Consider the following 12,463-nt stretch of genomic DNA (forward strand, 5'->3'; position numbering starts at 1 on the left):
GGTGTCCAGGTTGTTCACCCTCCCGCCACCGGCCCGACTTCGGGCAGCACGAGGCTCGGCCCCCGCCGCTCCGAGGAGCGACGAGGGCCGAGCCGGACCCGGGCGGTGCCGGCACACCGCCCGGGGGTCTGTGGTCACCCGCCCTGGCGAGGTAGAGGCGTGGTCACGACCACGCCTCTACCTCGCGGTACCGGGGCTCTACCTGGCGAGCGGCGGGTCAGCCGCAGTCGAGCGCGTCGAACTGCGCGTCGACCGTGGCGGTCACCTCCTCTCCGCCGACAGCGGCGGTGGCCGTGACGGTCGCGGTGCCGGCCGCGGCCGACGTCGCGCGCGTCGCGAACGACTGGTACGCGCTCTTGCCTGGCGCCACGTCCGCGAACGCCTTCTGCCCGAACGGCGTGGAGAGCGTCACCGAGACCGGGACGTCCTCCCCGTTCGTCGCGCGCACGGCGACGTACGCCTTGCCCGCGAGGCAGCGCGGCGAGACCTCGACCGCGAGGTCGAGCTCCGGCTCGTCACCCAGCGCGGGCAGGACGACCTGCTGGCGCACCTCCTCGTTGCCCGCCGCGTCGGTCGCGGCGAACTCGATGACCTGCGGCTCGTCGGTGAGCGCGCGCGTGAACGGCTCGGTATAGGTGCCCCAGAACGTGCCGGGACCCTCCCACTGCACCTTGTCCACGCCCGAGCCCGCGTCCGTGGCGGCCAGCGTGATCTCGACGCTGCTGCCGACCTCGCGCAGCGTCGCGACCGTCACGGGCGCGGCGCTGTCGACGCGGAGCTCGCGCGAGCCCGTCCCGACGTTGCCGGCGGCGTCCGTCGCGCGCGCCTCGACGGTGCGCACGCCGTCCTCGTCGACCGCGAACGGTCCGTCGTACGGGGCCCACGCTCCGCCGTCGACCGAGACCTCGACCGCCGGGGCGGGGTCGCGGTTGTCGGAGGCCACGACCGTGACGGTCGGGTGCTGGACGTACCAGCCCGACGTCGCCGGGCCGGGCTGGGCAGTCACGGTCACGGTGGGCGGGGTCGTGTCCTCGCCGGTGTCGGGCGCGACGACGAACACGACGGCCTCGGCCGGCACGTCCGTCCCCTCGACGTCGCCGTCGACGAAGAACAGCCCGTCGGGCTCGGCGTACTCCGCGGGGTCGACGGCGTCCCACGTCACGGGGATGCGGCTGTCCTTCGACGCGTCCTCGTACTCGGCCGTGACGGTCGCCGGGAGCACCGGGGCGGTGCCCGCGAGCGTCACGACGCTCACGTTGTCCACCGCCGTGATCGCACCCGGCTCGCCGTCGCGCACGTGCACCGTGCCGCTCACCGGCTCGACGAGCTCGTCCGACGTCCCGCTGACCTCGAACGCGCCCGCCGCGGCGACGTCCTCGGCCGTGACGTCCTCCCAGTCGACCGCGACCGTCTCGACACGACCGTCGGTGAAGATCGCGTCGATCTCGGCCGGGAGGTCGGGCAGGACGCCGACGTCCGTGGGGATGTGGACGGGCGAGTGGTCGATCGGCCCGTTCGGGTCGACCGGCTCGGGCTCCTCGACGCCGCCCGTGCCCCAGACCTCCCACTCGGAGACCCCGACGGCCGAGTACGTCGTCGCCGTGGTGCCCCGCAGCGCGGCGAACGTCGCGCGCAGGCGGGTCGTCGTCACCGCGTCGAAGGTCGTCTCGTTGGTCTCGAGACGCTGCGTCGGGTAGCCGCTCGGGTTCGGGACGTCGACGAACGCGCCGGCGTCGGCGTCCCAGTACTGGAGCGTCCACGACGCCGGGACGCGCACGTTGTCGCCGTTCGCGTCGGTGCCGTCCGACCAGAACCGGACGACGGAACGGTCCACCGTGACCGGCGCGGTCCAGGAGTACTCGAGCCACTGCGTCGCGGGGCGATCCCCGCTCCACGTCGCCCACGTCGCGTCGTGCGCTCCCCCGGTGCTGACGCCCGCGCCGTCGTTCACGGCCTCGACCTTGTTCCACGACGCGGTGTAGCTCGCCTCGGGCGTGCCGATGAGCGCGACGTTCGACGGCGCCTCGTCGGCCGCCGCGGTCAACCCTGCGGGCCCCGGACCGCCGACCGCGGCCCACGCCCCGACCCCCGCGCCCGTGAGGGCCAGGGCGAGCGCGGTCGCGGTGGCGACCACGCGCCGTCGGGCACGCGGTGCCGCCGGCCGGTCCCCGAGCGGGATGAGCACGGTCGAGCCCGCGACCCGTGATGAGTTGGTGCGCGCGCTCATGCCAGCCTCGCCTTCCCCGCCGTGACCAGGACCTTCTGACCGTCGCGGCGGCTCAGGAGGCCGTCCGCGGTGAACTGCTCGACCGTGCGCTGGACCTTCTGGAGGAACGCGGCGCGGTCGGCGAAGCCGCCGTCGCCCCACACGACGTCGAGGAACGTCGTCCCGTTCGGCCGCGCGGCGTTGGTGACGCCGCTGTCGAGCCCGGCGAAGACCACGCGCGGCTCGGAGCGCTCGACGTACATGTGGTACTGCGTGTCGTCGCCCGACCATGCGGGCTCGAACGTGAGGTCCCCGAGGCGGAAGTACCCGTTCCCGAGGTCCGTGAAGGCGCCCTCGAGCGTGCCGTCCAGGCCCATGTGGGCGTAGAGCGACAGCTTGAGGTACTCGCGCGACGCGCTGCGCGCGAGCAGGACGGTCGGACCGTTCTCGATGCTCTGGATCGCAGGGTTGTCGATCGTCGGCACGGCGCGGATGCTCAGCGGCATCGTCACCTCGACGACGTCGCCGGGCGACCACGAGCGCGACACGCTCACGTACGTCCCGGGTACGGCGTCGAGCTCCTGCTCCACCCCGTTGACCGTCACCGTGAAGCCCTTGCGCACCCAGCCGGGTACGCGCAGGCGCAGGTCGAGCTGCCCGGAGCCGTTCACCGTGAGGCGGGTCGCGCCGACCTTCGGGTACTGCGTCTCCTGGACGACCTCGAAGCCCTTCTCCTCCCACGTCAGGGTGGAGGCGAGGTAGAGGTTGACGTACAGCACCTCGCCGTCGACGGACCGGAAGTAGACCGAGTCGCGGTACTTCACGTGGTTCTCGAGGCCCGTACCGCCGCAGCACGTGCCGGTGTTGCCGTACTCGCGGCGCGTGCCCGGGTTGACCCCGTACATGTACGTGACGTCGGGGCTCGTCGTGGACTGCGTGTTCTTCTTCGAGCCGACGATGTGGTTGAGCAGGCCCCGCTCGTAGTACTCCATGTACTTCGGGTCGAGCGAGTGGAAGTACAGCAGCCGCGAGAGCTTGAGCATGTTGTACGTGCCGCACGTCTCGGCGTTGCGCGCGCCGATGTCGCCCGCGACGGTGTTCGGCGGGCCGAACAGCTCGCCCTCGCCGTGGCCGCCGTGGGCATACGTGCGCCCGGGCACGACCATGCCCCAGAAGCCCTCGACGGCCTGGCGGTACCGCTCCTCGCCCGTGAGGTCGTAGACCTTGAGGTAGCCGGGGAACTGCGGGATGTGCTGGTTCGCGTGCTTGCCGTTGAGCGTGTCCGTGCCCGCGGCGCTCGCGTCGACGAGCGTGTTGAGGTCGAACAGCTTGGCCGTGGCGACGTACGTGTCGTCGCCCGTGATCGACGCGATGTCGGCCAGCACCTCGTTCATGCCGCCGTACTCGCCCGCGATGTAGATGCCCCACATCCGGTCGAGCTGCGCCTGCGGCAGCACGGAGAGTCGGCTGTGCACCCACGCCGCCATGGACGACGCGAGCTCGAGCGCCTGGTCGCTGCCCGCCAGGCGGTACGCCTCGAGCAGGCCGGCCATGATCTTGTGGCACGTGTAGTAGGGCGCCCAGATCTCCCCGTACGGCGCGTACTTCTCGAGCTGGCTGAACTGCCACTCGCCGTAGGCGGCGAGGAACCCGGGGTGGCTGAACCGGCCCATGGCCGCGAGCGCCGTCTGGACCTCGCCGAGGCCCTCGACGATCTGGTCCACCTTGTCGCGGAACACCGTCTCGCCCGTGCTCGCGTAGGCGAGCGACACCATGGACAGGAAGTGCCCGCCGTAGTGCCCGCGCAGGAGGTTCGCGGTCTGGGTGTTCGCCCGGCCCGGGTAGTCGTCGGGGCCCCAGGGCTGCTCGTTGGCGTGGCCGAAGCCCTCCCAGCCGCCGGGCGCCGACGCGCCCTGGGTGTCGATCCCGGCGTTGCGCCGGAACACCGCGAGGACGCGGTCCACGGGGTACTCGCGCGCGAGGTGCAGGATCTGGTCCTGCGAGCGCGTCGCGACGCTCGGGGCGAGCGTCACGTCGGACATCGGGAACGGCTCGGCGGCCCAGCCGTCGAGGGTGACCGAGCGGTCGAGGGACCGCAGGAAGGCCCGGCTGACGGGCGGTCCGCTCGGGACCGTCAGCGCCGGGACCGGCGGCGCGGCGAGCGCGCTGCCGCCGCCCGCGAGCGCGACGGCGCCGGTCGCCCCCGCGGCCAGCGCCCCGAGCCGCAGGACGGTTCGTCGCGAATAGCTGGTGTCGTGCACGTGCATGAGCTGTCGCTCCTTCTCACTCGTCGTCGAGTGGTGGAAGCGTCGTCGGCGGCAAGGAGGGAAGCCCCGCGTCCGACGCTCGTGCTGGTTCCGCCCGGCCGCCACGTCGCCGAGGGAGAGCTCTGGTCCGTCGAGGGAGAGGCGTGGTCGTGACCACGCCTCTCCCTCGCGGTACCTCGCCTCTCCCTCGGCGGGGTGCGACCTCGCGGGTGTCAGGCGCAGTCGAGCGCGTCGACCTGCGCCTCGCGCGTGGTCGTCACCTCCTTCCCGTCGAGGGTCGCGACGCCGGTCACCGTGACGGTCCCGGCGGGGACCGCCGTGGCTCGCGCCGCGAACGACTGGTAGGCGTTCTTGCCCGGGGCCACGTCGGCGAACGCCTTCTCGCCGTACGGCGTCGTGAGCGTGACGCCGACCGGGACGTCCTCGCCGTTCGTGGCGCGCACCGCGACGTACGCCTTGCCGGCGAGGCACCGCGACGTCGCCTCGACCGCGAGGTCGAGCTCGGGCGCCGGCTCCTGCTCGCCGTACGCCGCGAGGAGCGCGGCGTGCTCGGCGGCCGTGATCGGCAGGACGGTGCCGTGCCGCGGGCTGCTCGGCAGGTGGGCGTCGACGGACGTCCACACGCCCGAGTCGAGGTCGGTGGACTCGAGCGGCAGGTAGCCCTGGCCGCCGTGGTAGCTCGGCTGGTCGACGAAGAGGTACCACTTCTCCTCGGTGTTCGACTTGAAGACGGTCGGGCCCTCGCCCGCGGTGAGCGTGCCGCCCCACGGGTTGGGCTGGCCGTAGCCGATCTTCTCGGCGACCAGGTCCCAGTCGGTCGAGCGCAGGTCCGTGGACTTCTCGAGGCGCGGGATCATGTACGCCTCGTCCTTGGTGAACCGGTAGTACGTGCCGTCGTGCTCGACGATCGACGAGTCGATCATCCCGAGCCCGTTGCCGCGCTTCTCGTCGATCCACACCTGCGGCTCGGAGAACGTCACGAAGTCGCGCGTGGTCGCGTACATCATGCGCTGGTAGGAGTCGGCGATGCGGCGGCCGTCGGTCGACGTCGTCGGGTACAGCGCCGAGGCCCAGTAGACGATGTACTCGCCGCGCTGCGCGTCCCAGAACGCCTCGGGCGCCCACGTGTTGCCCGCGTACGCGCTCGACACCGTGACCATGCGCTGGTCGGACCAGTGCACGAGGTCGGTCGACTCCCAGATCATCAGCGCGCGCGAGCCGCGCTCCTGCGCGTTGCCGAAGTTGTTGCCGCCGTAGATGCGCAGGTCGGTCGCGAGGAGGAAGAACCGGTCGCCCTCGGGCGAGCGGATGATGAACGGGTCGCGCAGGCCCTTCTCCCCGAGCGTCGACGTGAGGACGGGCTCCCCGTCGTTGAGCTCGACCCAGTCGAGCGGGTCGTTGCCGTTGCTCGCGCTGAAGTAGACGGACTCGCCGTCCGCGGTGCTCTCCCCCTCGAAGTACGGGAAGAAGTAGCCCGCGTAGTCGGCCTCGGCGGGCAGCGGGCGGACCGTGGCGTCGTAGGTGTGCGTCGCGGTCGCGCCGTCCTTGGTCGCGGTCACGGTGAGCCGCACGACGGCGGCCGGCTCGCCGTGGGCGGGCCGCGTCACCTCGCCCGTGGCCGAGACGGTGGCGGGGTCGGAGCTCTCCCACGTGAGGGCGGAGCCGTTGGCCCCGTCGGCGGGCAGCGTGAGGTTGCCGCGCACGTCGTCGAGGTGCGGCACGACGGCGTGGCTCGCGTCCCACGCGACGGCCTCGGCGGGCGCGAGGTGCGCGAGGACGGTGACGTCGAACTGCGCGGTGCGCGCGACGGCGCCGCGCGTGACGAGCGCGGTGAGCGTCACGGTCGCGTCGTCCTCACCCGCGGCGGGCCGTGTGACCTTCCCCGCGGCGCTGACGACGCCCGCGTCGGACGACGTCCACGTGACGAGCGAGCCCTGCGCGCCCGTGGTGGGCAGCACGAGGTCCGCGGTGACGGCGCTCGTGTCGCCGAGGTCGAGCGCGGCGAGGTCGGCGTCCGCGGCGGCCGACGACGTCCCGGCCGCGAGCTCGCCGGCCTCGGCCGGGCTCAGCGCACGGTCGTAGAGGCGGAAGTCGCGCACCTGGCCCTTGAGGTAGCGGTCGCCGGAGTAGAGCGAGCGGCCGACGTAGTTCGCCGTCGTCTGCCCGCCGCCGATCTGGCCGGGGTCGGTCGTGACGTTCGTGGCCTGCTTGACCTGCACGCCGTCCTCGTAGAGCGTCGCGGTCGTGCCGGTGAGCGTGTACGTGAGGGTCTTCCAGACGCCGCGCTGGAGGTTGGAGCCCTTGGTCACGGTCTGCTCGGTCGACCAGTTCCCGGTCGCGATCGACGTGCGGTACGCGTTGCCGGTCGTGAACAGGTAGCCGTTGCCGTTCGAGCCGCTCGTGTTCCCGAGCCCGTAGACGAAGTACGGCGTGCCCTGGTCCTGGCTCACGAGCACGTCGAGGCTCACGGTGACGTCCGTGAGACCGGCGAGCAGGTGGTCGGGCAGGTCGACGTAGTCGTCCGTGCCGTCGAGCGTCGTCCCGTCGGCCGTCGCCGTCCCGCCCACCACCGTGGCCGGGCCGAACGTCGAGCCCTCGGCGCGGTTCGCCGTCGTGCCGCCGGTCGTGCTCGCGGCGTCGAGCGGGTACCACGCGACGAGCCCCTCGTCGGTGGGCCCGCCGACGTCTGCGGCCGCTGGTGCGGCGACCGCGGCGGCGAGCGTGGAGACGGCGAGCGCCCCCACCAGCCCGGCGGCGAGCGCCGAGCGTCCTCGGTGTGTCGACATCATGTCGTCCTCTCTTCGTCGAGATGCAGGTCGTGCCGCGAGATAGAACCCGCGGTCGCGAGGTAGAGCTCCGGGAGCTCTACCTCGCGACCTGCGGCTCTACCTCGGCGGGGTCGTCAGCCGCAGGTGTGGGCAGCGACGGCGACGTCGTAGGGCGTGGTGACCGGGGCGCCGTCGAGCACGGCCGTGCCGGTGACCGTCACCGTGCCGGCGGGGACCGACGTCGCGCGGGTCGCGAACGACTGGTACGCGTTCGCCCCCGGGGCCACGGCCGCGAACGTCTTCGTGCCGTACGGGGTCGTGAGGGTGACGTCGGCGGGCACGTCGCCCGCGTTGGTCGCCCGCACCGCGAGGTAGACCTTGCCCGCGAGGCACCGCGGGGTGGCCTCGACGGTCAGCTCCACCCGGGGCGTGGGGGCCACGTCGACCGGGTCCACGCTCTCGAGCGTCGGCACGACCTCCTGGATGAGGCCGTCGTCGCCGAACGTCAGGCGGTCGATCGTCGTCTCGCGGTGGGTCCCGTCGCCACCGGGGATCGCGAACCGGTGGTACGCGATGTACCAGTCGTCCGTGCCCTCGACGTTGAGGATCGAGCTGTGCCCGGTCCCGAGGATGCCCTGCGAGGCGTCCTTCTCGAGGATCACGCCGCGGTACGTCCACGGGCCGTCGATGCTGTCCGACGTCGCGTAGCCGACGCGGTAGTTCTCCGACCCCGTGTCGTCGATCGAGTACGTGAGGTGGTAGACGCCGTCCCGGTAGTTGAGGAACAGGCCCTCGCGGAAGTCGGTCAGGCCGGGGATGCGCCGCAGCGTCTCCTGCTTGATCGACGTCATGTCGTCGTTCAGCTCCGCCATGACCGGGCCGTTCGACGGGCCGCCGTTGCCCCACAAGAGCCAGAACTTGCCGGTCTCAGGGTCACGGAACGCGGCGGGGTCGATCGCCTGGCCGGACGTGACCGCCTCGCCGTTGGTGATCATCGCCGTCGGCTGCGCCATGAACGGGCCCTCGGGGCTGTCGGCCACCGCGACGCCGATCGTCTTGCGGTTGTACGTCGGGTTGTGGCCGGAGAAGTAGAAGTAGTACTTCCCGTCCCGCTCGATGATGGTGGGCGCCCACGCGTTGCCGGTCGCCCAGGGGACGTTCCCGTTCGTGCCGTCGAGCGTGAGGAACGGCTGCTCCGAGCGCTCCCACGTCACGAGGTCGGTGGACTTCCAGACGTAGAAGTCCTTGCCGCCCCAGCCCGGCGTGCCGTCGGTCGTGGCATAGAGGTAGAACGTGTCGCCGAACTGCGCGATGTTCGGGTCCGCGTACGTCCCGGGGAGCACCGGGCTGCCCATCTGCTTGGCCTGGACCGTCCACGTGCGCGACGACCCGTCCGGCCCGGTCACGGTGTACTCCACGGGCTGCGTGAAGTCCTGCACCGAGCCGTTCCCGGGCGTAACCGTCGCGCGCGGCGAGACCGTGAGGACCGGCGCGAGCGCGGAGACGTCCGTGCCCGGCTCGACGGCGAGCGTCACGGTCGAGCTCGCCCCGTCGACGATCGCCGGGACCTTGAGCGCGTCGAGCTCGGCGCCCGTGACGGCCGTGTGGTCGGCCCCGACCTGGTAGACCTCGTCCGCCGTGAGCGCGCGGTCGTAGATCCGGAAGTCGCGCACCGAGCCCTTGAGGTAGCGGTCGCCCGAGTACAGCGAGCGGCCGATGTAGTTGGCGAGCGTCGAGCCGTTCCCGATGTCCTTCGGGTCGATGGTGACGCCGGTCTGGCGACCCACCTCGACGCCGTCCTCGTAGAGCACGGCCGTCGTGCCGGACAGCGTGTACGTGAGGTGCTTCCACACCCCGCGCTGGAGGTTCGCGTTCTTGGTGACGGTCTGCTCGGTGGTCCAGTTCCCCGTCGCGATGGACGTGCGGTACGCGTTGCCCGTGGTGAACAGGTACCCGTTGCCGGCCGTGCCGCTCGTGTTGCCGAGGCCGTAGACGAAGTACGGCGTCGCCTGGTCGGTGGCGACCTTGACGTCGAGCCCGACCGTGACGTCGGTCAGCCCGGCGAGCAGGTGGTCCGGCAGGTCGACGTAGTCGTTCGTCCCGTCGAGGGTCACGCCCTCGCCCGTGCCGGAGAACGCCGCGCCGTTCGTCAGCGTCGCCGGGCCGAACGACGACCCGGGCGCGGTGTTCGCCGCCGACGTGCCGCTCGTCTCGTCGAGCGCGTACCGCACGACGAGGCCCGGGATCTCCGTGGTCACCTCGACCGCGACGTACGCGGTGTGCGACCCGTCGGCCGTCGTCGCCGTGACCAGCGCGTGGCCCTCGCCGACGCCCGTGACGACGCCGTCGGCCGAGACCGTGGCGACATCTGCGTCGTCCGACGCCCAGGTGATCGCGCGTGCGGTCGCGTTGGCCGGCGTGACCGTCGCGGTGAGCTGTCGCGTGCCGCCGACGCCCACCTCGAGCGACTCGGGGGTGACGCTCAGGCCCTCGACCGGGACGACGTCGTCGGTCACCGTGACGACCGCGCGGGCGCGGACGCTCACACCGCCGCCGAGCGTGCCGGCGACCTCGAACGACCCGGCCTGCGCGTACGACGCCGGGTCGACCGCGTCCCACGTGACGTCGGCCGGGCCGGTCGACCCGTCGGCGTACGTCGCGGTGACGGTCGCGGGCAGCACCGGGGCGGACCCGGTCTGGACGGTCACGGCGACGTCCTCGACGGACTCGACGAACGCGTCGGGCTGGTAGGTGCTGAGCAGTCGGTCGTACTCGGCCTGCGTCACCGGGAGCACGGTGCCGTGGCGCGGGCGCGACGGCATCTGGTAGTCGGTGGACATGGTCCACTCGGCCGCGTCGAGCGAGGTCGACTCGAACGGCACGTAGCCGCGGCCGCCGAACTCGTCGATGAAGAGGTACCACTTCTCCTCGGTGTTCGACTTGAAGATCGTCGGGCCCTCGCCCTGGTTGATCCCGCCGCCGAGCGAGTTCGCCTTGCCGATGCAGTCGGTGATGAAGTCGTAGTCCGTCGAGCGCAGCTCAGCGGCCTTCTCCGCGAGGATGAACTTGGAGCACGGCGTGGACGACGTGTTGTTCCGCTCGTCCTTGGTGAAGCGGTAGTACTGGCCGTCGTGCAGCGTCACGGTCGAGTCGATGACCGAGTAGCCCGGGTCGACCCACACCTGCGCCTCGCTGAACGTCACGAAGTCGCGCGTCGTCGCGTACATCATGCGGTTGTAGGTGTTGCCGGTGTGGTCCGGGTCGTCCTCCGCGTAGAGCTTCGAGGCCCAGAACACGACGTACGCGCCGATCGTCTCGTCGTAGTACGCCTCCGGCGCCCACGTGTTGCCCGCGGTGTCGGGCGAGACCTGCACGAGGCGCTGGTCGGTCCAGTTCACGAGGTCGGTGGACTCCCACACCATGATCGACTTCGAGCCCGTGCGCTGGGACGCGTCCCAGTTCCCGTTGCCGTAGATCTTGAGGTCGGTGGCGATCTGGTAGAACTTGTCGCCCTCGGGCGAGCGGATGATGAACGGGTCCCGCAGGCCCTTCTCCCCCAGCTCCGACGTGAGGACGGGCTGGTTGTCGTTGAGGTTCTGGTACTTCAGCGGGTCGTTGCCCTGGCTGAGGCCGAAGTAGACCTGCTCGCCCGTGGCGGTGCCCTCGCCCACGAAGTAGGAGAACAGGTAGCCCGCGAGGTCCTCCTGCTCGGGCAGCGCGGGGACGTGGGCCTCGAGCTCGCGCGTCGCGGTGGCCGCGCCGACCGTCACCGTCGCGGTGAGCGTCACCGTCTCGGCGTCCTCGCCGTGCGCCGGGCGCGTCACCTCGCCCGTCGGGGCGATCGTGCCCGACGACGACTCCCAGGTCACGCTCGCGCCGTGCAGTCCCGTGGTGGGCAGCGTGAGGTTGCCGCGCACGTCGTCGAGGTTCGTCACCTCGAGCGCGGCGGCCGCGGCGTCGGCCTTGGCCTGGTCGCCGTCGCCCGGGAGAACCGTGACCTCGAACGTGCGGGTCACGGTCGCGCCGCGCAGCGTCACCGTGGCCGTAAGGGTCGCGGTCGCCGGCTCGTCGCCCGCGGGGCGCGTGACCGCACCGCTCGCCGAGACGACGTCCGCGTCGGAGGTCGCCCACGCGACGGCGGAGCCGCCGACGCCCTTCGCCGGCAGTGCGAGGTCCGTGACGACGGCGCTCGTGTCGCCGAGGTCGAGCGCGGCCGCGTCGGCCGCGACCGCGTCCCGCGCGGCGTCCGACGCGAGGCCGGCGACCTCCTGGGCGGTGAGCGCGCGGTCGTAGAGCCGGAAGTCCTTCATGCGGCCCTTGAAGAGGTTGTCGGCAGCGTAGGCCGACTTGCCGAGCGCGTTCGCGGTCGTCGTGCCGCCGCCGATCGCGCCGGGCGTGATGGTCACCGCGGTGTTCTGCCCGACCTGCGTGCCGTCCTCGTACAGCCGCGCGGTGCCGCCGCCGAGCGTGTAGGTGACGGTCTTCCACACGCCGCGCTGGAGCGCGCCCGCGGGGGCCTTGGCCGTGTTCTGCTCGCGGCCCCACGCGAGGTCGGAGATCGACGCGCGGTAGTTCGCGTTCCCGGTCGAGAACAGGTAGCCGTTCCCGGACTGCGGGCTCCCGACCGCCGGGTTGCCGAGGGTGTAGAAGAAGTAGTTGCCGCTCAGCGACGTGTCGACCCACACGTCGGCGCTCACGGTCACGGCGTCGTAGCCGGCCAGGAGGTCGTCGGGCAGGTCCACGTGGTTCGCGCCGCCGAACGTGAGCCCCTGTCCCGCGCGCCACCCGCCGCCCGAGCCGACGAGCGCGGCGTCGAGGCCGTGACCCGACGCGTCGTGCGCGACGGTGCCCTCGGTCTCGTCGAGCGGGAGCCAGAGCCGCAGACCGTCCGCGGTCGGCCCGGCCGCGGCGGGGACCGGCGCGGGCGCCGCGGGCATCGGGCCGGCGGCCGCCGCGCCCACGGGCGCGAGCGGTGCGACCAGCGCGAGCCCGAGCAGCGCCGCGAGCGAGCGGCGCCGGCGTCGGGCGCGGGGCTCCGCGGGCGTCGGGGGTGGTTCGTGGCGTGAGGTCATCGGTGACTCCTCGTCGTCGTGCCCGGCGTCGACGCCGGTCGCGGGTCCGCCGTCGGACGCGCGTGTGAACGCTAACATGTGAACGCAAACATGGCGAGGGTCGGAGGCGACCTCTCCCGTCGAAACCGTTGTCGACTTTCCTTCCGGGCT

4 protein-coding genes are annotated in these 12,463 nt (G+C 72.2%); all 4 read right to left on the reverse strand.

Translation table 11 applies throughout. The features are described 5' to 3' along the window. Positions 1-217: 217 nt before the first annotated feature. A complete protein-coding gene (locus tag A0J59_RS12215) occupies positions 218-2,227 on the reverse strand; it encodes an Ig-like domain-containing protein (RefSeq protein WP_064316259.1) in 2,010 nt (669 codons plus the stop codon). Beyond that, positions 2,224-4,473 carry a glycoside hydrolase family 127 protein gene (locus A0J59_RS12220; protein WP_064316260.1) on the reverse strand — a complete coding sequence of 750 codons (2,250 nt, stop codon included), beginning with the start codon at positions 4,471-4,473 and terminating at the stop codon, positions 2,224-2,226. Before A0J59_RS12220 ends, A0J59_RS12215 begins: the two co-directional genes overlap by 4 nt. Positions 4,474-4,685: 212 nt before the next feature. Then, a complete protein-coding gene (locus tag A0J59_RS12225; protein ID WP_064316261.1) occupies positions 4,686-7,259 on the reverse strand; it encodes an immunoglobulin-like domain-containing protein in 2,574 nt (857 codons plus the stop codon). A 116-nt stretch (positions 7,260-7,375) separates the two neighbouring features. Then, the gene (locus A0J59_RS22385) at positions 7,376-12,313 is read right to left on the reverse strand and encodes a family 43 glycosylhydrolase (RefSeq protein ID WP_255365173.1); all 4,938 of its coding nucleotides are present in this window, start codon (positions 12,311-12,313) and stop codon (positions 7,376-7,378) included. Between the last annotated feature and the right edge of the window lie 150 nt (positions 12,314-12,463).

Source organism: Cellulosimicrobium sp. I38E (genome assembly GCF_001647255.1).
GTDB lineage: Bacteria > Actinomycetota > Actinomycetes > Actinomycetales > Cellulomonadaceae > Cellulosimicrobium > Cellulosimicrobium cellulans_E.